The sequence below is a fragment of the Xanthobacter lutulentifluminis genome (assembly GCF_043194675.2).
In the GTDB taxonomy this organism is placed as follows: Bacteria; Pseudomonadota; Alphaproteobacteria; order Rhizobiales; family Xanthobacteraceae; genus Xanthobacter.
In genome coordinates, this window is sequence record NZ_CM195525.1 from 1138958 (window position 1) to 1160828 (window position 21871).

The 21871-nt window shown below is 71.0% G+C and carries 21 protein-coding genes; 17 read left to right on the forward strand and 4 right to left on the reverse strand.

The features are described from left to right. Positions 1-111: 111 nt before the first annotated feature. From V5F49_RS05205 to V5F49_RS05230, 6 genes are all read left to right on the forward strand, one after another. Complete coding sequence (locus V5F49_RS05205; protein ID WP_394116150.1) at positions 112-1389, forward strand: aromatic ring-hydroxylating oxygenase subunit alpha; 1278 nt, start codon at positions 112-114, stop codon at positions 1387-1389. After that, positions 1389-1922 (forward strand): aromatic-ring-hydroxylating dioxygenase subunit beta, encoded by a 534-nt coding sequence (locus V5F49_RS05210; RefSeq protein WP_394116149.1) that lies wholly within the window; start codon positions 1389-1391, stop codon positions 1920-1922. The genes V5F49_RS05205 and V5F49_RS05210 overlap by 1 nt, the downstream gene beginning before the upstream one ends. 8 nt (positions 1923-1930) lie before the next feature. Further along, complete coding sequence (locus V5F49_RS05215) at positions 1931-2770, forward strand: enoyl-CoA hydratase/isomerase family protein (RefSeq protein WP_394116148.1); 840 nt, start codon at positions 1931-1933, stop codon at positions 2768-2770. Continuing rightward, on the forward strand, positions 2767-3504 hold the full coding sequence (locus tag V5F49_RS05220) for an SDR family NAD(P)-dependent oxidoreductase (RefSeq protein ID WP_394116147.1): 738 nt from the start codon (positions 2767-2769) through the stop codon (positions 3502-3504). The genes V5F49_RS05215 and V5F49_RS05220 overlap by 4 nt, the downstream gene beginning before the upstream one ends. A 41-nt stretch (positions 3505-3545) precedes the next feature. Then, positions 3546-3866, forward strand: coding sequence for a 2Fe-2S iron-sulfur cluster-binding protein (locus tag V5F49_RS05225; protein ID WP_394116146.1), 321 nt, complete (start codon positions 3546-3548; stop codon positions 3864-3866). A 75-nt stretch (positions 3867-3941) separates the two neighbouring features. After that, positions 3942-5075: a CaiB/BaiF CoA transferase family protein gene (locus tag V5F49_RS05230; protein ID WP_394116145.1), complete on the forward strand. Its 1134-nt coding sequence runs from the start codon at positions 3942-3944 to the stop codon at positions 5073-5075. Between the two features lie 90 nt (positions 5076-5165). On the opposite strand, the gene V5F49_RS05235 is transcribed toward V5F49_RS05230, so the two are convergent. Next, positions 5166-6053 carry an alpha/beta hydrolase gene (locus tag V5F49_RS05235; RefSeq protein WP_394116144.1) on the reverse strand — a complete coding sequence of 296 codons (888 nt, stop codon included), beginning with the start codon at positions 6051-6053 and terminating at the stop codon, positions 5166-5168. A 101-nt stretch (positions 6054-6154) separates the two neighbouring features. Further along, positions 6155-7480 carry a phenylacetate--CoA ligase family protein gene (locus V5F49_RS05240; RefSeq protein WP_394116143.1) on the reverse strand — a complete coding sequence of 442 codons (1326 nt, stop codon included), beginning with the start codon at positions 7478-7480 and terminating at the stop codon, positions 6155-6157. Between the two features lie 266 nt (positions 7481-7746). On the opposite strand from V5F49_RS05240, the gene V5F49_RS05245 reads away from it, so the two are divergent. Continuing rightward, a complete protein-coding gene (locus tag V5F49_RS05245; RefSeq protein WP_394116142.1) occupies positions 7747-8376 on the forward strand; it encodes a TetR/AcrR family transcriptional regulator in 630 nt (209 codons plus the stop codon). A 10-nt stretch (positions 8377-8386) separates the two neighbouring features. Here the strand turns inward: V5F49_RS05245 and V5F49_RS05250 are convergent, their stop codons facing one another. Further along, entirely contained in the window at positions 8387-9607 is a 1221-nt protein-coding gene (locus tag V5F49_RS05250; RefSeq protein WP_394116141.1) for an NAD(P)/FAD-dependent oxidoreductase, read from the reverse strand. Positions 9608-9795: 188 nt separating this feature from the next. Between V5F49_RS05250 and V5F49_RS05255 the strand changes: the two genes are divergently transcribed. From V5F49_RS05255 to paaI, 4 genes are all read left to right on the forward strand, one after another. Next, positions 9796-11241 carry an OB-fold domain-containing protein gene (locus tag V5F49_RS05255; RefSeq protein ID WP_394116140.1) on the forward strand — a complete coding sequence of 482 codons (1446 nt, stop codon included), beginning with the start codon at positions 9796-9798 and terminating at the stop codon, positions 11239-11241. A 17-nt stretch (positions 11242-11258) separates the two neighbouring features. Then, positions 11259-12455, forward strand: coding sequence for an acetyl-CoA acetyltransferase (locus V5F49_RS05260; RefSeq protein ID WP_394116139.1), 1197 nt, complete (start codon positions 11259-11261; stop codon positions 12453-12455). 222 nt (positions 12456-12677) lie between these two features. Continuing rightward, on the forward strand, positions 12678-13424 hold the full coding sequence (gene paaG, locus V5F49_RS05265) for a 2-(1,2-epoxy-1,2-dihydrophenyl)acetyl-CoA isomerase PaaG (protein ID WP_509210777.1): 747 nt from the start codon (positions 12678-12680) through the stop codon (positions 13422-13424). Next, positions 13421-13885, forward strand: a complete 465-nt coding sequence (gene paaI / locus V5F49_RS05270; RefSeq protein ID WP_394116137.1) for a hydroxyphenylacetyl-CoA thioesterase PaaI — start codon at positions 13421-13423, stop codon at positions 13883-13885. The genes paaG and paaI overlap by 4 nt, the downstream gene beginning before the upstream one ends. A gap of 79 nt (positions 13886-13964) precedes the next feature. Here paaI and V5F49_RS05275 read toward each other — a convergent pair whose 3' ends face one another. Beyond that, positions 13965-14897 carry a LysR family transcriptional regulator gene (locus tag V5F49_RS05275; protein WP_394116136.1) on the reverse strand — a complete coding sequence of 311 codons (933 nt, stop codon included), beginning with the start codon at positions 14895-14897 and terminating at the stop codon, positions 13965-13967. A gap of 134 nt (positions 14898-15031) precedes the next feature. On the opposite strand from V5F49_RS05275, the gene V5F49_RS05280 reads away from it, so the two are divergent. The 6 genes from V5F49_RS05280 (at position 15032) to V5F49_RS05305 (ending at position 21860) form a co-directional block, all read left to right on the forward strand. Next, positions 15032-16045, forward strand: a complete 1014-nt coding sequence (locus V5F49_RS05280; protein ID WP_394116135.1) for a Bug family tripartite tricarboxylate transporter substrate binding protein — start codon at positions 15032-15034, stop codon at positions 16043-16045. A 10-nt stretch (positions 16046-16055) separates the two neighbouring features. Next, complete coding sequence (locus V5F49_RS05285; protein WP_394116134.1) at positions 16056-16511, forward strand: tripartite tricarboxylate transporter TctB family protein; 456 nt, start codon at positions 16056-16058, stop codon at positions 16509-16511. A 15-nt stretch (positions 16512-16526) separates the two neighbouring features. After that, positions 16527-18026, forward strand: coding sequence for a tripartite tricarboxylate transporter permease (locus V5F49_RS05290; protein WP_394116133.1), 1500 nt, complete (start codon positions 16527-16529; stop codon positions 18024-18026). 95 nt (positions 18027-18121) lie between these two features. Next, positions 18122-19105: an ABC transporter substrate-binding protein gene (locus V5F49_RS05295; RefSeq protein WP_394116132.1), complete on the forward strand. Its 984-nt coding sequence runs from the start codon at positions 18122-18124 to the stop codon at positions 19103-19105. Further along, complete coding sequence (gene uraD, locus V5F49_RS05300; RefSeq protein ID WP_394116131.1) at positions 19102-20040, forward strand: 2-oxo-4-hydroxy-4-carboxy-5-ureidoimidazoline decarboxylase; 939 nt, start codon at positions 19102-19104, stop codon at positions 20038-20040. The genes V5F49_RS05295 and uraD overlap by 4 nt, the downstream gene beginning before the upstream one ends. A 320-nt stretch (positions 20041-20360) precedes the next feature. After that, on the forward strand, positions 20361-21860 hold the full coding sequence (locus V5F49_RS05305) for an MFS transporter (protein ID WP_394116130.1): 1500 nt from the start codon (positions 20361-20363) through the stop codon (positions 21858-21860). The last annotated feature ends 11 nt before the right edge of the window (positions 21861-21871 follow it).

Here is a 21871-nt window from a genome sequence, read left to right on the forward strand (position 1 = left end):
GCCAAGAGGTCGCGCATCGCGCTTGACATGCATCAAAGGCGACGGAATATTTAGACCGATCGTTCGATGAATAAGCCAACAATTCAACGCAACCGCAGGGGTGGAGCCGCCATGCCGCAAGCCGCCGTGTCCCAAGCTGCCGCAGTCCCAGACTACACCGCGCTGATCGAGCCCACGCGCGTCAACAGCCGGCTGTACCACGATCCCGACATCTTCAAGGAAGAGCTGGAGAAGATCTGGTACAAGACCTGGGTCTACGTCGGCCACACCAGTGAAATTCCCAACAAGAACGACTATGTCACCAAGTCGATCGGCCCCATGCCGGTGCTCATGGTGCGCGACAAGGACGGCGAGGTCCGCCTCCTGCTCAACAAGTGCCCCCACCGCGGCAACCAGCTGTGCGCCTACCAGAAGGGCAACCGCACCAGCTTCACCTGCCCCTATCACTCCTGGACCTTCTCCAACACCGGCGACCTCATGGGCTATGCCCTGCCGGAGGGCTACGAGGGCCAGAGCAAGGCCGGGCTGAACCTCGGCAAGGTGCCGCGCATCGCCATCTATCGGGGCTTCGTGTTCGGCTCCATGGCGGCGGAAGGCATCTCGCTGGAGGAGCACCTCGGCGGCGCCAAGGCGGCGCTCGACCAGTTGCTCGACAACTCGCCCACCGGCGAGCTGGAGCTGACCGCCGGCTTCCTCCAGCACCGCACCAAGGCCAACTGGAAGTTCATGCTGGAGAACGAGACGGACGGCTACCACCCCGGCTTCGTCCACGGCTCGGTGTTCCAGGTGACGAGCTCGGGCATCGGCAGCCTCTACGGCGCCGATTCCACCGCGCTGACCCGCGACTACGGCAACGGCCACACCGAGTTCGACCTGCGCCCCGAATGGCGCAAGCACGACAAGCCGCTGCAGTGGTTCGGCACCACGCCGGAGCGCCTGCCCGACTACGTGACGGCGATGAATGCCGCCTATGGCGAGGAGCGCGCCCGCCAGATCATGATCGACGGCTCGCCCCACGTCATGATCTTCCCGAACCTCTTCATCGCCGAGATCCAGATCTTCGTGCTGCAGCCGATGGCGGTGGACGAGACCATCCAGCACGTCACCGCCGTGCAGTTCAAGGGCGCGCCGGACATGAACCGCCGCCTGCGCCAGCAGACCATGGGCTCGGTGGGCCCCGCCGGCCTGCTGCTCGCCGACGACACCGAGATGTACGAGCGCAACCACCGCGGCGCCAGGATCCTCGATCCCGAATGGCTGGTGCTCTCGCGCGGGCTGCACCGCGAGCGCCGCGACGAGAACGGCTTCCGCATCGCCCATTCCACCGACGAGACGCCGCAGCGCGGCATCTGGCGCCACTATCTCAACCTGATGACCGAGGCCCGCTGATGACCGCCCTCGCCCATTCCTTCGCGGATGCCTCCGCGCCCGACCTCGGCAAGCTCGATCCCGCGGCGCTCCACTATCAGGTCGCCCAGTTCCTCTATCTGGAGGCGCGCCTCGCCGACACCCACGACTACGACGGGTGGGAGGCGCTCTGGACCGACGACGCCATCTACTGGGTCCCGGCCAATGGCGACGACATCGACCCCGAGCGGCAGATGTCGGTGCTATACGACAACCGCTCGCGCATCGGCGTGCGCATCCGCCAGCTGAAGACCGGCCGGCGCCACACCCAGACGCCGCGCTCGGAGCTCGCCCGCGTCATCTCCAACATCGAGCTGGTGGAGGTGCGCGGCACCGAGGTGGACGTGCGCGCCAACGTCCTCATCTACGAGGACAACCTGCGGGGCGAGACCCTGTGGGCCGCGCGCAACGACTACCGGCTGCGGCTGGTGGACGGCGGCTTCCGGCTGGTGCGCAAGAAGATCGCGCTCGTCAACAACCAGAAGCCCATCTTCACCCTCTCCTTCCTGGTCTGAGGCGCGCCATGACACACAGCACCACGGGCGCCGCCAGCGCCGACGCACCGGTCGAGACCTGGATCGGCGAGGGCCCGGTCCTGCTCGACTATGCGGAGGGCATCGCCACCCTCACGCTCAATCGCCCGGGCTCCGCCAACGGCATGAACATCGAGCTCATGCAGGCGCTCTACAAGGCGATCATGATGTGCCATCGCGCGCCGGATGTGCGCGTGGTGCACCTGCGCGGCGCCGGCGCCAACTTCTGCGCCGGCGGCGACGTGCGCGAGTTCGCCTCCAAGGGCGAGGCGCTCGGCGACTTCCTGCGCGAGGTGACGGCCTATCTGCAGGTCGCCGTCGGCGCCCTCATCCGCCTGAAGGCGGTGGTCGTCACCGAGGTCCACGGCTATGCGGCCGGCGGCGGCGGCCTCGGCCTCGTCTGCGCCTCCGACATCGTCATCGCCGGCGCCGGCGCCAAGTTCCTCGCCGGCGCGACCCGGGTGGGCATGGCGCCGGATGCGGGCTCCTCGGTGATCCTGCCGCATCTCGTCGGCTTCCGCCGGGCCACCGAGATCATGCTCTCCAACCGCGTCGTGGACGCGACGGAGGCGCAGGCCATCGGGCTCATCACCAAATGCGTGCCCGACGACGCCCTTGAGGCGGAGGCGCGCAAGGCCGCGCGCTTCTATGCCGCCGCCGCGCCCCTCGCCATGGCCGCCACCAAGCGCCTGCTGTGGAACGCGCTCGACGTGGAACGCGCCCTGCCGGAGGAAGCGCGCACCGTCTCCGAGCTGTCCTTCACCGCCGATTCCCGCGAGGGCCTCGCAGCGGTGATCGGCAAGCGCAAGCCGGTGTTCTCCGGGCGATGAACGCGACATCCCCGGGGCGCCGCGCGCTCGTGACGGGAGGCGGCGCCGGCATCGGCGCCGCCATCGTCCGCCGCCTCGGCGCGGATGGCATGGCGGTCACCTTCTGCGACCGCGATGCCGGCGCGGGCACCGCGCTGGCGCAGGCGAGCGGCGCCGTCTTCGTGCACATGGACGGCACGGATGCGGCGGCGGCCGCGGCGCTGTTCGCGGACCACGGTCCGTTCGACGTGCTGGTGAACAACATCGGCGCCGACCAGCACGCCTTCTTCACCGAGACCACCGCTGACGACTGGCGCTTTCTCCTTTCGGTGAACCTGGAGACCGCCTTCCTCTTCACCCGCCTCGCCCTGCCGGCCATGCAGGCGGCCCGCTACGGGCGGCTGGTGAACGTCTCCTCGGAGGCCGGCCGGCTCGGCTCCAAGGGCGGCGCCGTCTATGCGGCGGCGAAGGCGGGGCTGATCGGCTTCACCCGCTCCATCGCCCGCGAGAATGCCCGCTACGGCATCACCGCCAATGCCGTGGCGCCGGGGCCGATCCGCACGCCCATGGTGGAGCGGGCGGTGGCCGAGGTGGGCGAGAAGATCCTCGCCGACATGGCCGCCCTCACCCTCGTGCGCCGCCTCGGCGAGCCGGAGGAGGTTGCCGCCGCCGTGGCCTTCCTGGCCTCGCAGGATGCCTCCTTCGTCACCGGCGAGGTGCTGGGCGTTTCCGGCGGCATGGGCTGCGGCGCCTGACCCTTCACCCCAAGCAAGACCAACAGCCACGGGGAGCCCCGATGACCCGGATCGTCTTTGTCATGCCCGACAGCCAGCGCATCGAGATCGACGCGCAGGACGGGCTGAGCGTCATGGAATGCGCCCGCCGCGCCAACGTGCCCGGCATCGTCGCCGAATGCGGCGGCGCCTGCTCCTGCGCCACCTGCCACGTCTATGTGGATGCGCCCTGGAGCGATCGCGTGGGCGCGGCCGCCGGCATGGAGCGCGACATGCTGGAGTTCGCCGAGGAGGTGCGGGAGAGCTCGCGCCTGTCCTGCCAGCTGAAGGTCGCCCCGGACCTCGATGGCCTCACCCTTCACCTGCCCGACGGACAGGGCTGAGCCGCCCCTTCCGCACCTCGCCCGCCAGCGCCTCGCGCCGGAGCGGGCCGACACTCCACACAGCAGGACCATTCCATGCCGGGCCCCCTCGCCGGACTTCGTATCGTGGAGATGGTCGGCCTCGGGCCGGCCCCCTTCGCCGCCATGATGCTGGCGGATGCCGGCGCCGACGTCATCCGCGTGCACCAGAAGGGCCAGAAGCCCGAGATCCCGCTCATGAACACGCGCTTCGACGTGCTCGCGCGCGGGCGCCGCTCCATCGCCCTCGACCTGAAGGACGCGGCGGAGCGGGCGGTGATGCTCGATCTCGTCGCCCGCGCCGATGCCCTTCTGGAGGGGTTCCGGCCGGGGGTGATGGAGCGCCTCGGCCTTGGTCCGGACGCCTGCCTGGCCCGCAATCCGCGCCTCGCCTACGGACGGATGACGGGCTGGGGGCAGGAAGGGCCGCTCGCTGACACCGCCGGGCACGACCTGAACTATCTCGGCGCCACCGGCGCGCTGGCGGCCATCGGCCCGGCTGGCGCGCCGCCGCCGGTGCCTTTGAACCTCGTGGCCGATTTCGGCGGCGGCGGCATGATGATGGCCTTCGGCCTCCTCGCCGCCGTCCTCGGCGCGCACCAGACCGGGCGCGGCCAGGTGGTGGACGCCGCCATGACCGACGGTGCCGCCCTGCTCTCCGCCATGTTCTGGGGGTTCCGCGCCGGCGGCCTGTGGGGCACCGCGCGGGAGGCGAACCTGCTGGACGGCGGCGCCTACTTCTACGGCACCTATGCCTGCGCCGACGGGAAATTCCTCGCCGTGGCGCCGGTGGAGCGCAAGTTCCACCAGATGCTGTTGGACCGGCTGGGGCTCGATGCCGCGGAATTCACCCATGCGGCCGACCCGGCTGCATGGCCGAGGCTGCGGACGCGCCTCGCGGAGGTGTTCGGCCAGCAGCCGCGCGATCACTGGACCGCCCTGTTCGCCGGCACCGATGCGTGCGTGACGCCCATCCTCGACTGGGACGAGGCGGCCGCCCATCCGCAGGCGCAGGCACGCGCCGCCTTCATGACCCTCGACGGCGTGCTGCAGCCCGCCCCCGCTCCGCGCTTCGGCGCGACACCCGCCGCCGTGACGCAGGGACCCGCGGCGCCGGGTGCCCACACGCGCGAGATCCTCGCCGACTGGGGCCTCGACCCCGCACGGCTCGATGCGCCCGCGCCGCGCTGAGGCTCACCCGCATCGACAGAAAAAGGCCGGCCTCCCGGCGGTGACGGAAGACCGGCCAGTGGAGCGCTCACGCCGGAGCAGGCCGGCGTGTCAGAGCGCCCGGAGGAAGGCCCCGATGCGGGCGAGGGAGGCCGCCGCCTCGGGCAGTTCCTCGAACACCTGGAAATGGTGGTACATGCCGGGAAACACCTCGACCTCGACCTGCCCGCCCTGCGCCGCGACGTTGCGCGCCAGCAGGTGGCTGTCGTCGAGGGTGATGTCGTGTCCGCCGGCATGGACCAGCATGGGCGGCAACCCGCCGAGGTCGCCGAGCACCGGAGAGGCCGCGGGATCGGAGGGCGGGTGCTCCCGCCCCAGATAGGTGCGCGCCATGGCCTTCAGCTGCGCGGGCTTGGAGAAGATATCCTTCTCCGCCAGCGCCACGTAGCTCGCGCCGGCCATGGTCAGATCCAGCCAGGGCGAGAGCAGCACCAGCGCCTTCGGCAGCGGCAGGCCGGAGTCGCGGGCCCGCATGGCGGTTCCGAGGGCCAGCGCGCCGCCGGCGGAATCCCCCACCAGCGCCAGTGGCGTCTCGCCCGCCTCGACGCAGGCCGAATAGACGGCGAAGGCATCGTCCGGCGCGGCGGGGAAACGGTGCTCGGGCGCGAGGCGGTAGTCGAAGCCGAGAACGCGCATGCCACCGGCGTCGGCAATCCGCGCCATCAGCCCCCCGTGGGAGCGTATCGAGCCGATCTGGAAGCCGCCGCCATGGCAGTAGAGCAGCATTCGCCCAGGCGCGGCGCCGGGCGGATCGAAGGCGCAGGCCGGAAGCCCGGCGATCTCCAGCGGCGTGCGGGTCACCTCGGGCGCGCCGGCGCCATCGCCGAGGAAGCGCTCGAAGCTGTCGCGGATCTCGGCCAGCGTCATGCCTCCGGCCCAGGCGGAGGTGGCCTCGGCGATGCGCTGGCGCACGCTGGCGTAGGGATCAGGAGTGCTCACGGAAGGGTCGCCTGCGATATCGGGATTGTCCGCGCGCGTGGATACGTAGAGGCGCGGAGCGGCCCCGGCCCCTCCCGCCCCCGCCCTGCCGCGCGATGGCGTCAGTGCGTCGCCTCGGGCCGGTGCAGCACGCGCGTGGCCTTGGCCTCATAGCGCGGCAGCGTGCCTTCCGGGTGGCATTCCACGTTGACGCTGATGCCGAGGCGCGCCTTGATCTCGCGGCGCACGTCCGCGGCGGCATCCTCGCCGGGGCGCTGGGTGGCCTGCACGGCCTCCACCGCCACCGTCATCTTGCCGATGGTGGTGGCTTCCTTGTCCACGTAGATCTGCCAGGCCTCCCGCGCGAGGCCTGGAATGCCGGCGATGACATCCTCGATCTGCGAGGGGAAGACGATGACGCCCTTGTATTTGATCATGTCGTCGGTGCGGCCGATGATCCGGCCGATCTTGCGCATGCCGCGCCGGCCCGAAGGGCAGTCGTAGGGGCGCGGGGACAGGCGCACGAGATCACGGGTGCGCCAGCGCACCACCGGAGAGGCCTCCTTGCGCAGCGTGGTGACGACGATCTCGCCCACCTCGCCCTCGGAAACCGGCTTCATGGTCTTGGGATCGAGGATCTCCACGATCACCGTGTCCTCGTTCAGAAGCTGCAGCTCGTCGTCGGCGTGGGTGTGGGGCGTGGAGATGGCGAGGATGGGTCCGCCGGCCTCGGTCGTGCCGTAGATGTTCTGGCTCATGAAGCCGTCCGGCAGCTCGGATTCCAGCTGGGCGCGGAACTCGGCGGACACCGACTGCCCGCCGAGGATGGCCACCTTCAGCGTCCATTCCGTGCGCGGATCGATGCCCTGCCCCTTGGCCGCCTGCACCAGCGTCATCAGCCACAACGGAGACATGGAGGCGACATCATAGGCGTGGTCGCGCAGCCAGCGGGCGGCGAGTTCGCCACGGCCCGGGCCGATTGGGAAATTGGTGCAGCCCACCGCCGAGAAGCCGGCATCCAGCGCCGGTCCGCCGATCCACAGGCCGTAGCCATAGCCCTGGTAGGCGCGGAAGCCCGGCTTGACCCCGGCGGCGGTGAGGAGCCGCGCCATCTGGTAGGGCAGCAGCTGGTGCAGGTCGTTCTTCGTCATGCCGAAGGTGACCGGCAGGCCAGTGGTGCCGGAAGTGGCGACGAAGCGCTCCACCTGCTCCATGGGCACGGTGAGGAAGGGAAACGGGTAGCGGTCGCGCAGCAGCGACTTGTCCATGAAGGGGGCGTTGGCAAGGCCGTCCTCGGACGCGAGATCCTCCGGCTTCATGCCGGCCTCGGCGAAATGCGCCTTCCAAGTATCGCACCGCGCCAGCCGTGCGCCCAGCGCCGCGAGGCCCTCCCGCTGAATGTTCAAAATACCGTCGCGGTCGAGCGACTCCACTTCTGGGTGCTGCATGAGGCTCCTCCCCGAACTCCGACCGTTGCTTCGTCGCGGCTCTGGCGGCCGCTGTGTCTTGCGAAATTAATAGACCGAACGGATGGTCTATGTAAACGGCGATTTTGATCTGCATCAATGAGAATGAGGTGGCAGGCAACGGCGGCCGGCATCCATGATCCCGCCGCATGGCGCCACCGCGCGGGCGCGGGGTGTCCCGGACTTGGCACCGGGAGCCTACGCGCCTATAGACCGAATGGTCGGAACACTCTTGCGGGTATGGCGCCGTGGCGAGAACACGCTCAGCCGAATATGACAACATTCACGATACCATACTCGAGCGGGCCGCGTCGGTATTCGCGCGGCGGGGCTATGCGGCCACCTCCATCGGCGACATCGCCGAAGCCTGCGAATGCTCCAAGTCGCGCCTCTATCATTATTTCACATCCAAGGAAGCGATCCTCTCCGACATGCTGACCTCGCATGTGGACGCGCTCCTCATGAAGTGCCGGCACACGCTCTACGGCTACCAGGACCCGGAGGAGCGGTTCCGCCAGCTCACCCGGCTGTTCCTCGATGTCTACGCCGTCTCGCGCGACCGCCACGTGGCGCTGCTCACCTGCGCCGAGTTCCTGGCGCCGGAGACGCGCAAGGTGCTGGTAGCCAAGCAGCGCGAGCTGATCGCCTACGTGCGGGACATCCTGCTGCAGCTGCGCCCGGACCTCGCCAAGGATTCGGTGATGGCCCATGTGGATACCATGCTGTTCTTCGGCATGATCAACTGGACCTACACCTGGTATCACGCGGACGGGGCGGTGACGCCGGAGGCGCTGGCCGACCGCACCGTGGATCTGTTCGTGAACGGCTACGCCCACGCGGGCCCGCCGGCGGACCGCCAGCCGCCCGCGAAGGACTGACGCACCGGCCTCAGGCCGCCGGCCGCCGCATCCGCGCCACCGGATCGAAGCCGGGCTCGGAGGCCTCGGCGAGGGAAATCGCCATGCCCGCCTCAAGCATCTTCTTGGCCGCCATGTAGGTGCGTGCGTCATTGACGGCATCCACCGCGATCATGCGGCCGGCGCGGAAATACCAGAGCGATTCGCCCCGCTCGGAACGCCGGTGGACCACCGCGTCATATCCGCGATTGAGCCCGGCGATCTGCAGCTTCACGTCATACTGGTCCGACCAGAACCAGGGCACCGGCGCGTAGGGACGGGAGCGACCGAGCATGTCATCGGCGACGCATTCGGCCTGATCCACGGCATTCTGCACGCTTTCGAGGCGCGTCCGCACGCCCTCGAACGGAAAGGCGGCGCAGTCCCCCGCCGCCCAGACGTCCGGCGCCGAGGTGCGGCCGAATTCGTCCACCACGATGCCGTTGTCGCAGGCGATGCCGGCCGCGCGGGCGAGCTCGTCCCGCGGCAGCACGCCGATGCCCACCAGCGCCGCGTCCACGGCCAGCTGCTCGCCGTCCTCCAGCTCGACCCCGGCGATGGCCCCGTCCCGCGCCTCCACGCGCGCGATGCTGCGCCCCTCCAGGATGCGCACACCGTTGCGGGCATGCAGGGCCCGGATGATGGCGGAGGTCTCCGCGCAGGCGACCCGCTCCAGGATGCGCGGCGCGCGCTCCACCACCACCACGTCGAGGCCGGCCTGCACCGCCACGGCGGCCGTCTCCAGCCCCACATAGCCGCCACCGAGCACCAGCAGGCGACGACCGGGGCGGATCTCCCGCTCGAGCCGGTCGGCATCGGCGAGGGTGCGCAGCTCGTGCACTCCGGACAGCCCCGCAAAGCCGGGCGGCAGGGGGCGGGGACGCGTTCCGGTGGCGAGGGCAAGGCGCGTCCAGCCGAACGTGCGGCCGCCCGCCACCAGGGTGCGGGCCGCAGGGTCGATGGCGGTGACCGCAGTGGCGGCGGCCACCTGAACGCCCCGATCCGACCAGAAGGCTTCGGGGCGAAGATAAAGCCGATCAACCGTCCAATCTCTCTTAAGGTAAGCCTTGGAGAGCGGAGGCCGCTGGTAGAGCGGATGCCCCTCGTCGCCGAACAGGGTTAGGGCACCGGAATATCCGCTGTCACGCAGGCGGATGGCAAGAGATGCAGCAGCCTGGCCGGCCCCGATGATGACGATATGCTCCCGGCTCAAGCGCCCCTCCATTGGTTATTCATTGACCGATCATTCTGACTATTATATTTCGGAAACACGGGTTGCAATCGGCTTCCTCGCTGCAGCGCCCCCGACGCTGCTGCGCCCGGCCCAAGCCGGCCGGCCAGCCGGACACCCGCCCTCTCCGGCGCAAAGCCGCAATCAAGCCAACGGGCGAGGACACGACCGTGACAGGCATCACAGCGATCGCAATTCACCTGCCACGCCTGCGCCTTGCCCGCGCCAGCATGGCCGCCGCCATGGACTGGCTGACGCCCAGATCCGACGCGCGCGGCGCCCGCACCCTCGCCTTCTGGGATGAAGACCCGATCACCATGGGCGTCGCCGCCGCCCGCGCCTGCCTCGCCCACGCTCCGCAAGCGCGGGAGGCGGTCCGCGCCCTCGCCTTCGCCAGCACGACGCCGGTGTTCGCCGAGCCGCAGAATGCCAGCCTCGTCCATGCCGCCCTCAGGCTGTCGCCGCGCGTGCTCGCGCAGGATACCGGCGGCACGCCCCGCTGCGGCCTCCTCGCGCTGCAGGCGGCGCTGGAGGGCGGCGGACCCGCCCTCGTGGTGGCGGCCGACAGCCCGGTGAGCCCGGCCGGCAGCGCGGCGGAAGCGCGCCTCGGCGACGGCGCGGCCGCGGTGCTGGTGGGCGCGGGGCCGCAGCGTCTCGCCTATCGCGGCGGGGCCAGCATCAGCGCCCCCTTCATCGAGCGCTACCGTGCCGCCGACCGCGTCATCGCCACCGACTGGGAGGAACGCTGGGTGCGCGAGGAAGGCTTCCTCGGCTTCGTGCCCCAGGCCATCGCCGAGGCGCTGGCGCACGCCGGCCTCGCGGCGGGCGAGATCCAGCATGTGGTGCTGCCCGGCGTCATCCCCGGCTGCGCCAAAGCGGTAGCGCAGGCCGCCGGCCTCGGCCACGCCCGGCTCGCCTCCGCGCTCGAGGCGGACTGCGGCGACACCGGCGCTGCCCATGCCCTGGTGATGCTGGCGCGCACGCTGGAGGACATGAGGCCGGGCGAGCGCGTGGTGGTGGCCCAGTTCGGCCAGGGCGCGACGGCGCTGGTGCTGGAGGCGACCGACGCCCTCGCCGGCTATCCCCCGGGCGCCTCCGCCGTCATCGCCGACGGCATCGCCGAGACCAACTACCTGAAGCTGCCCATCTTCCGCGGCCAGCTCGCCTGGGAACGCGGCCTGCGCGGACGCCTGCCCGTGAACGAGGCGCTCACCACCGCCTATCGCAACGCCGAGGCGCTGCTCGGCTTCGTGGGCGGCCGCAGCCCGCAGACCGGCCACGTGCAGTTTCCCCCGTCCCGCCTCGCCGCGGCGGAGGCCGGTTTCTATGCCGAGCCGCAGCAGCCCTGGCCGCTGGCGGACCTCGGCGGCACGGTGGCCACCGTCACCGCCGACCGCCTCGCCTTCTCGCGCCATCCGCCCAATTGCTACGGCCTCGTGGACATCACCGGCGGCGGCCGCCTGATGATGGACTTCACCGACCCGGACGCGGCGCAGATCGCCCTCGGCGATGCCGTCCGCTTCGTCTTCCGCATCAAGGACATGGACGAGCGCACCGGATACCGCCGCTACTTCTGGAAGGCCGTGGCCGCGCGCGCGTCCTCGCCCTCAGCTTGAGAGAAAGGCGCCGCACGATGGCCAAGGGAATCAAGGACAGGGTCGCCATTCTCGCCATGGGCTGCTCGCGGTTCGGCGAGCGCTGGGACGTGGGCCAGGAAGAGCTGATGGCCGAGGCCTATCTGGAGGCGCTCGACCGCGCCGGCATCGAGCCGGGCATGATCGAGGCCGCCTGGTATTCCTCCCACTACGACGACATCGGCGCCGGCAAGGCCGGCACACCCATGGCGCAGGCGCTGCGCCTGCCCGCCATCGGCGTGACGCGGGTGGAGAATTTCTGCGCCGGCGGCACGGAAGCGTTCCGCGGCGCGGTCTATGCCGTGGCCTCGGGGGCGGTGGACATCGCGCTCGCGGTGGGGGTGGAGAAGCTGAAGGACACCGGCTTTGCCGGCCTGCCGCCGGCCTCGCGCGGCACCTTCGCGCCCATGTACCTGCCCACCCACACCAATCCCGGCAACTTCTCCCAGCTCGCCCGCGCCTATGGCGCCCGCCACGGCGTCGCCCCCGACGACCTGAAGCGGGCCATGGCGCACACCTCCATGAAGAGCCACGCCAATGCGGTGAAGAACAGGAACGCGCATCTGCGCAAGGCCATCACCATCGAGCAGGCGGTGAACGCGCCCCTCGTGGCCGATCCGCTCGGGCTGTTCGACTGCTGCCCGGTCTCGGACGGCGCGGCCTGCGCCATCGTCACCACGCCGGAGATCGCCCGCAGCCTCGGGCGGACGTCGCCGGTGCTGGTGAAGGCGATCCAGCTCGTCACCTCCAACGGCTGGGAGGTGCAGCAGAGCGACTGGAACGGCGCCTATGTCCATACCGCGCGCATCGCCGCCCGCCGCGCCTATGCGGAGGCCGGCATCCGCGATCCGCGCGCCGAGCTGAGCCTTGCCGAGCTGCACGACTGCTTCTCCATCACCGAGCTGGTGACGCTGGAGGACATCGGCCTTGCGGATGAGGGCACCGCCTGGAAGCGCATGCTGGACGGCGCCTTCGATGCCGACGGGGAGATGCCGTGCCAGGTGGACGGCGGACTGAAGTGCTTCGGCCATCCGGTGGGCGCCTCTGGCCTGCGCATGCTCTACGAGTGCTGGCTGCAGCTGACCGGCCAGGCGGGCGAGCGCCAGCTTGCCAATCCCGGCCTCGCGCTCACCCACAACCTGGGCGGCGCGCCGGCGCAGAACGTGTGTTCCATCACCATTGTGGGCGCCGCCTGACCCGACCGAGGCGGCGCCCCGACTGCCCCGCCCCGGCTCCGGCCGGCGGCGGGGTCTTTTCGGCCGCCGCACGGGTCCAGTCGGCTTCGGCAGGCCCGACGCCCCAACGACCATTCGTCCACGCGGCTCCCCGGAGCCCGGAAGGGAGACCCCATGGCGCCAGCAGCGGCAGAAGCCGGGCCTTCGGATGCCCCGCTTCTCGTGACCGAGCACCCCGGCTGGATGGAGCTGACGCTCCATCGCCCGGACCGCCTGAATGCCTTCAACGCGGATCTGGGCCGGGCCCTCGCGGCCGCCCTCGACCACGCCGCCGATGACGCCTGCCGGGCGGTGCTCCTCACCGGCGCCGGACGCGGCTTCTGCGCCGGGCAGGATCTGTCCGAACGGGCGGGCGCCACCGGCCCGCTGGACCTCGGCGCCAGCATCGAGGCCCTCTACAATCCGCTGGTGCGGCGGCTGCGGGCGCTGCGCAAGCCGGTGGTCTGCGCGGTGAACGGCGTCGCCGCCGGGGCCGGCGCCAATCTCGCGCTCGCCTGCGACATCGTGCTGGCGGCGCGCTCGGCGACCTTCATCCAGGCGTTCGCACGCATCGGGCTTGTGCCGGATTCCGGCGGCACCTTCTTTCTGCCGCGCCTGATCGGCGATGCCCGGGCGCGCGCCCTCGCCCTGCTGGCGGAGCCGCTGGACGCCGACACCGCCGCCCAATGGGGCCTGATCTGGAAGGCGGTGGACGATGGCGAGCTGATGGACGAGGCACGGGCGCTCGCCGCCCGGCTCGCCACCCGGCCGACGCAGGGCCTCGCCCGCATCAAGGCGGCGCTGAACGCCTCGGCCGGCAACAGTCTCGACGCCCAGCTCGACCTCGAACGCGATCTCCAGCGCGAGGCCGGCCGCACCCCCGATTATCGCGAGGGCGTCCGCGCCTTCATGGAAAAGCGCCCGCCCAACTTCACCGGGAGGCCGGAATGAGCACCCACCATCCCTACCGCACCGCGCAGGAGATCGCGCAGCTGAGCGCCGCGGCCATGTGGGCCACCGACGACGCCAGCCGCGGCCTCGGCATCGAGATCCTGGAGGTGGGCCCGGGCACCGCGACCCTGGCCATGAGCGTGGAGCCGCGCATGTGCAACGGCTTCGGGGCGGCGCACGGCGGCTTCATCTTCGCCCTCGCCGACAGCGCCTTCGCCTTTGCCTGCAACAGTCGCGATCTTCGCACCGTGGGCGCCCACTGCACCATCACCTTCCTGCGGCCGGGCACGCGCGGCAAGCGCCTGATCGCGCGGGCGCGGGAAGTGTCGCGGGCCGGGCGCTCCGGGGTCTACGACGTGGAAGTGAGCGAGGACGGGGAGATCATCGCCCTGTTCCGGGGCAATTCGCGGACCGTGGGCGGCTCCCTCACCGCCCCGCCGGAGGACGCGGCGGCGGGGTGATGCCTGCGGGACCGCGGGGCACCGCGCCGGCTGGTCCGGTCAGAAGGCCCCGCTGCCCCGCCGCGACGCCCGCTGCCCGTCACCCCGCGCGATGGCGCCGGACCTCGTCGAGGCAACCCTCGACGCACTCCACCGCCGCCCGCGCCACCAGCCGCACCACGGAATCGTGCCCCTTCGCCTCCACCGCGATGGAGATGCTCTGCGGCTCGGCGCCCTTGTCGCGCACCGGGATGAAGGTGAGCGCGCCGGAGACCAGCTCTGGCGCGGCGTCGAGCTCGGAGGTGACGAGCGCATAGCGGCCGGAGCAGGCGAGCTGCTTCATCAGCTGCAACGAGTTGGATTCGATCCGCCCCCGCGTCTCTGCGAACAGCCAGCCATACTGGGCATCGAGGATGCGGCGGATCGCCAGCGCCCGGCTCTGCAGCACCACCGGATGGGCGGAAATCTCCTGAAGGCTCACGGAGGCGGCTCCCGCCAGCGGATGGGCGGGCGCCACCACGCAGCCGAACGGCAGCTCCTCACGCCACAGCACCTGCAGATCGCGCCGGGGCGGCAGATTGAAGGCGAGGGCGATGTCGGCCCGCCCGCCGGTAAGGGCCGCGGCCGCCTCGTCCGGCCCGCCGATCTCGATGTCCAGCGAGATGAGCGGATGGGCCGACGCCACCTGCTCCACGAGGCGCGGGAGAACGCTGGTGGAATGGCTGTCCATGGCGAACAGACGCACGTGGCCCTGCTGCACCCCCTGCAACCGCCGGATCTCGGCCACCACGCGCCGCTCCTCCATGCGCCAGCGGCGGATGAGGCCGAGGATGGCCTCGCCCGATGCGGTCAGGCGCATGCCGCGCGGCAGCCGCTCGAACAGCGGCACGCCCAGCTCCTCCTCCATCAGCAGGATCTGCCGGTCGATGGCCGAGGCCGCCACCCTGAGCTCGCGCGCCGCCTGCTGGATGGAGCCGGAGCGGGCCACCTGATCGATGTAGCGCAGCGCGGCCGGGACGAAGGGATGGCGCACGGGCAGGCTCCATTCTAATTCCTAGAACGGATTGTTGCCCAAGCTGCGATGGACGGCAACGCTCGAACTACCTAGCCTCATCCTCATGAACCAGACGGCGCAAAGCCGCTGAACCCTTCCTGAGGACCCAGACGATGCCGTCCCTGCTCCGACATGCCGCCTCCCGCCGTGCCGTTCTGGCCGCCGCCCTCACCGCCGCCGTTGCCGTTCCGCTGTCCATCGCCGCGCCGGGCGCGGCCCGCGCCCAGTCCTCCGACTGGCCGACCAAGCCGGTTCGCATCGTCGTGACCTTCCCGCCGGGCGGCACCAGCGACATCGTCGCCCGCCTCGTCGGCCAGCAGCTGACCGAGAAGTTCGGCCAGCAGTTCATCGTCGACAACCGGCCCGGCGCCGGCGGTACAGTGGCCGCGGAGCTGGTGCACAAGGAGGCGCCGGACGGCTACACGCTCATCCTCGCCAACAACGCCCCCTTCACCATCGCCCCCACCCAGTTCAAGAAGATCCCCTACGACCCGGTGAAGGACTTCACCCACATCGGCTATATCGGCGCCTCGGCCCCGGGCCTGATGGTGCAGCCCTCCCTGGGCGTGAAGGACATGTCGGGGCTCGTCGCCCTCTCCAAGGGCGGCGAGAAGCTCACCTACGGGTCGAGCGGGGTCGGCTCCATCAGCCACATCCTCGGCGAGGCGGTGAAGAAGAAGACCGGCCTCGCGATGACCCACGTGCCCTACAAGGGCAGCGCCCCCGCCATCCAGGACTTCAAGGCCGGCGTGCTGAAGGCGTATTACGACCTGCTCGCCCAGAACGTGCCCATGATCAAGTCGGGCGAGGCGATCGCGCTGGGCGTCGCCGCCCCGCAGCGCATCTCGCAGGCGCCGGACGTCCCCACCTTCCGCGAGCAGGGCATCGACATCGTGCTGGAGAACTGGCTCGGCGTGTCCGGCCCGGCCGGCATGTCGCCGGAGCTGACCGCGAAGATCCAGGCGGCGGTGGCCGAGGCCCTGACCGTGGCGAGTGTGAAGGAGAAGCTGTTCGGCTGGGGCGTCGAGACCCGTCCCATGACCACGCCGGAATACGCCGCCTTCGTCGCCGACCAGATCGAGGTGTGGCGGCCGCTCATCATCGACGCCGGCGCCACCGAGAAGTAGGCCGCCCGCCATGACGCGCCCCGAAAGCCTCCTCAGGCGCCGGGAGTTCCTGTCCGGCCTCTTCATCCTCGCCCTCGGCGGCTACTGCCTCGCCGCCGTGGGTGACCTCGAGATCGGCACCGTTGCCGAGATGGGCCCCGGCTACGTGCCCAACGCCGTGGCCTGGCTGATCGTGCTGGCCGGGGCGGGCATGACGCTCGCCGGCTTCTGGGACGAAGCGCAGGTGGAGGAGCAGATCCACTGGCGCCCGCTGCTGGTGATTTCCGCGTCCGTGTGCAGCTTCGGCCTGCTGGTGGACCGTTACGGCATCGTGCTGGCGGTGGTCGCCTCCACCTTCATCGCCAGCTTCGCGAGCAAAATCACCCGTCACCGGGAGACGCCCTATCTCGCCGCCGTCCTGGCGCTGCTCGGCGCCGTGGCCTTCGTCAAGGGCCTCGGCCTCGCCATTCCGATCTGGCCGCGCTGAGGAAGGAGACGGGCAATGGAACTGTTGCACAATATCGCCCTCGGCATGAGCGTCGCGGCAGGGTTCGAGAACATCCTGTTCTGCTTCCTCGGGGTCCTGCTCGGCACGCTCATCGGCGTGCTTCCCGGCATCGGCGCGGTGGCCACCATGGCCATGCTGCTGCCGCTGACCTTCCACCTCGCGCCGACCACCTCGCTCATCATGCTCGCCGGCATCTATTACGGCGCGCAGTACGGCGGCTCCACCACGGCCATCCTCGTCAACCTGCCGGGGGAGGCCAATTCGGTGGCGACCACGCTCGACGGCTACGCCATGGCGCGGCGCGGACGGGCGGGAGCGGCGCTGGCCATCGCGGCCATCGGCTCGTTCTTCGCCGGCACGGTCTCCACCGTGCTCATCGCCCAGTTCGGACCGGCCATGGCGTCTCTGGCTCTGAAGTTCGGGCCGGTGGAATACTTCTCGCTGATGGTGCTCGGCCTCGTGTGCTCCATGGTCCTGGCCTCCGGGGCGCTGCACAAGGCGGTGGTGATGATCCTGTTCGGCGTCTTCCTCGGCCTCGCCGGCACGGATGCCAACTCGCCCTTGCCCCGCCTCACCTTCGGCATCGACGCCATGGCCGACGGCATGAGCTTCGTGGCGGTGGCGGTGGGCCTGTTCGGCATCACGGAGATCATGCTGAACCTGGAACGCGACCTCACCCGCATCGGCGCCATCCCGCTGAAGGACCTGTTTCCGACACGCGAGGAGCTGAAGGAGAGCGCCGGGCCCATCGTGCGCGGCACCTTCCTCGGCTCGGTGCTGGGGGTGCTGCCCGGCGGCGGCGCGCTGCTCGCCTCGTTCGGCGCCTATGCGCTGGAGAAGAAGCTGTCGAAGACGCCGGAGCGCTTCGGCAAGGGCGCCATCGCCGGCGTCGCCGCGCCGGAGGCGGCCAACAATGCCGGCGCGCAGACCTCCTTCATCCCGCTTTTGACGCTGGGGGTTCCCTCCAACGCCATCATGGCGGTGATGGCGGGCGCCATGACCATCCAGGGCATCATTCCCGGCCCGCAGGTGATGGTCGAGCACGCCCCCCTGTTCTGGGGCATGATCGCCTCCATGTGGATCGGCAACCTGATGCTGCTGGTCCTCAACCTGCCGCTGGTGGGGCTGTGGGTGAAGCTGCTGCAGGTGCCCTACCGGCTGATGTTCCCGGCCATCCTCTTCTTCTCGGCCATCGGCGTGTATTCCATCGCCAACGCCTCGTTCGACGTCTACCTCGCGGTGATGATGGGCGTGCTCGGCTATGTGATGGCGAAGCTCGGCTTCGAGGCGACGCCGCTTGTGCTCGGCTTCATCCTCGGGCCGATGATGGAGGAGAACTTCAAGCGCGCCATGCTGCTCTCGGGCGGCGATGCGGCGACATTCGTGGACCGGCCCATCAGCGCCGGCCTGCTGGCGGTGTCCGCGCTGATGCTGGCCCTGATGCTGCTGCCCAGCTTCAAGAAGACCCGTCAGGTGGCGCTGAAGGAAGACTGAACCCCGCGCGGGGGAGCGGACTGCCGCCGCCCCCGCGCACGCTCCGGGCACCGCCCGGCCCGCCCCTCCCCGATCATGCCACCGGAGCAACGATGATGGCGACGCCCGAAGTGCGCCTGAACTTCATCCTGAATACCTTCTACAGCGGCCCGCAGGCGTGGTTCTTCGTGGCCGACGAGCGCGGCTACTTCCGCGAGGAGGGCATCGCCGTGGATTTCACCGAGGGCGACACCCTCGCCAATGCGGTGCCGCGCATCGCCAACGACGGCTTCGATGCCGGCTATGGCGACCTCAACGCGCTGGTGGAGTTCGCCGCCGCCCATCCCGATACGGCGCCGGTGGCGGTCTATGCCATGCACAACCGCTCGCCCTACACCATCGCCGTGCCGGCGGCTGGACCGGTGGCGGCGCCCGCGGACCTCGCCGGCAAGCGGCTGGTGTCCCACCCCAATGACGCCGCGTGGCGCATGTTCCCGGAATTCTGCCGCGCCACCGGGCTCGACCCCGCCTCGGCCTCGGTGGAGGTGAGCGACCTGCCGCACAAGGACATCGTGCCCCTCATGCTGGCCGGGAAATGGGACGGGCTGTTCGGCTTCGTCAACACCATCAACGCCCAGTCCATCGAGGCGGGGCTCGACCCGAAGGGCGCGCTGCGCCATTTCGAGTGGCAGCATCACGTGCCGTCCCTCTACGGCGCGGCGCTGATGGTGTCGCAGCAGCTGCGGCGCGAGCGGCCGGACGTGGTGGCGGGGCTGGTGCGCGCCGTCAATCGCGGCCTCGCCGACGTGGTGGCCGATGTGGAGGCCGCCACCGACGCGGTGGTGCGCCGCAACCCGTCCATGGACCGCGCCGCCAACCGCGCCCGCCTCGCCGGCACGCTGGCGCTGGAGATGGCGCATCCCGAGACCGCCGTCCGCGGCCACGGCGATGCGGACCCGGCGCGCCTTTCCGCCGCCATCGCCCTGATCGCGGCGGCCAAGGGCATCGCCGCTCCGCCGAGCCCCGGCCAGATCTTCGATCCTTCCTTCCTGCCGCCCGCCGCCGAGCGGGTGCGCGCTCTCGCGGAGGTGGTGTCATGACCCGTCCCGTCCCTGCGCCCGAGGCCGTCCCTGCCCCCGAGCCCGTCCCCACCCTCGCCGACCTGAACGCGTGCCCGGAAGCCGCATTCACCGCCCACCTCGCCTCGGTATGGGAGCACGCGCCCTGGGTCGCCGGACGGGTGGTGGCGCTGCGGCCGTTCGCCAGCGTCGACGACCTGCACCGGGCCATGGTGGAGACCGTCTCCGCCCTGCCCGAGCCGGAGCTGGTGGCGCTGCTCGCCGGCCATCCGGACCTCGCCGGGCCGGCCGCGCGCTCCGGCACCATGACGGCGGAGTCGACCTCCGAGCAGGGCGCCCTGTCGCTGGGCGCGCTGCCGCAGGACGAGGCCGCCCGCTGGGATGCGCTCAATGCCGCCTATCGCGCGAAATTCGGCTTTCCCTTCGTGCTCTGCGCCCGCCACTACGGCCGCGCGGCCATGCTGCTGGTATTCGAGCAGCGCCTCGCCGGCACGCGGGCGGGCGAGATGGCGGCGGCCCTGCGCGAGATCGCCCAGATCACCCGCTACCGGCTCGCCGCCCGCATCGCCGGACACGACATGCCGGACCTCGCCGGTCGCCTCACCACCCATGTGCTCGACACCAGCCGCGGCAGGCCGGCGGCGGGCATGCGGGTGGCGCTGCACGAGGTGTCCGGCGCCCTGCCCTGCGGCACCGCCGCGCCGCTGGTGGAGACCATCACCGACGCCCACGGCCAGACCGCCGAGCCCCTGCTCTCCGGCGCGCCTCTCAGGGTCGGCTGCTACGAGCTGCGCTTCCACGTGGGCGACTATTTCCGCCGCACCGGCGCGGTGGAGAGCGCCTTCGCCTTCCTCGACGTGGTGCCGGTGGTGTTCTGCATCGACGAGCCGACCGGGGACTACCACGTGCCGCTCACCGTCACGCCGTGGGCCTACGCCACCTATCGCGGGCAATAGCCGGCCGGCCCCCGGCGGCGCGAAAGCGGAAGCAGCGGGCGCCCGAGGCCCCGTCCCGCCGCGCTCCCGCGTCGGCCGGCGAGCCGCAGGCCTTCCGCCTTCCGCCTTCCGTCCCGTCCCATCCGGATGCGGCCGGAGCAGGGCCCGACCGCCCGGCAATCAGGTGATCGGCGGCCCGCCCGGCATCCCGGTATCGGATCGTCTGTGCCCTCCCGCGGAGTGACGCCACCGCCCGGGCACGCGGGAATTGGCGAGCGGCCACGCCCGTGCTAGGCAGCGGCGATCCGGGCCGCCGGCCTCGGCCAACCTCCTGACGGGCGATGAACGACACCGGAGCCCTGCCCCCCGGCGCGCCGCGCGGCCGCCTCGGCGCGCTGATCGCCGGACTGATGCGCGAGCCGGCGCCCCTTGCCGCGGTGGAACGCCATCCGTCCCACCTCGCCATCGTGGTGGCGCTGGTCTGCACCGGCGCCTTCATCGGCCAGCTCGACGCCACCATCGTGCAGCTCGCCCTGCCAACGCTGGGGCGCACCTTCGACGCGCCGCTGGAGGCGGTGAGCTGGGTCTCCCTCGCCTATCTGGTCTCGTTCGCCGCCTTCCTGCCGGTGTTCGGCCGGCTGTGCCAGATGTTCGGGCGCAAGTCGCTCTACCTGCTCGGCTACCTTTTGTTCGGCACAGCCAGCGCCCTGTGCGGCCTGGCCTCTGACCTGCCGCAGCTCATCGCCTTCCGCGTGCTGCAGGGCATGGGCGGGGCCATGCTGGGCGCCAACAGCATCGCCATCCTCGTCGCGGCCGTGGACGAGAAGAAACGCGGCCGTGCCCTCGGCGTGTTCGCCGCGGCCCAGGCCGTGGGCATGAGCGCCGGGCCGGCGGTGGGCGGGCTGGTGCTGGCCGGGCTCGGCTGGCGCTGGGTGTTCTGGCTGTCGGTGCCGTTCGCCGTCGTGGCGCTGCTCGCGGGCTGGCTCGCCCTGCCGCGCGAACAAGCCACAGACCGGGGCCAGAGCTTCGACTGGAGCGGCGCCGCCCTGCTGGGACCGGCGCTGGTGCTGCTGGTGATGGCGCTGAACCACCTGTCCGCCTGGGGGCCCACCTCGCTCCCGGTCATCGCGAGCCTCGGCGGCGCGGCCGCCCTCATGTGGCTGTTCGTGCGACGGGAGCGGCGCGCCGTCCATCCGCTGGTGGCGCTGCGCCTGTTCGGCAGCGGCGCCTTCACCGCCGGCGCGGTGGCCGTGACACTGGGCTATGCGCTGCTCTACGGCATGTTCTTCCTCATGTCGTTCCTGCTGGAGCACGGCTACGGCGACAGCCCCCGCGCCGCCGGCTTCCGGCTCGCGGTCATTCCGGTGGTGCTCGGGCTGGTCGCGCCGTTCAGCGGCCCTCTCGCGGAGCGGCTGGGGGCGGCGAGGCTCACCGCGTGCGGCATGGCGGGCTGCGTCGCGGCGCTCGGCCTGCTCTGGCTCTCGGCGAGCATGGGCGAGGCGGGCAGCCTTGCGCGCACCGTCGCGTTCGCGGTGTTCGGCGCGGGCCTCGGCGTGTTCATCGCCCCCAACAATCACGAGACCCTGAAGGCCGCTCCCGGCCCGCTGGCAGCGCCGGCGGGCTCGCTGCTCAACCTCATGCGGGTGCTGGGCTCCAGCATCGGGGTCGCGGCCGGCACCGCCAGCCTGTCGTTCGGCCTCGACCGCGCGACCGGCGTCCATGACCACTGGATGGGCGCCTCGGGCGTGGCGCTGGTGCATGCGCTGGACCCCGGCCTCGTCACGCTCGCGGTGCTGGCGCTGACGGCGGGCGCAGTGTGCCTGCTGCGCCCGCGGACCTGACGCTGCGCGCC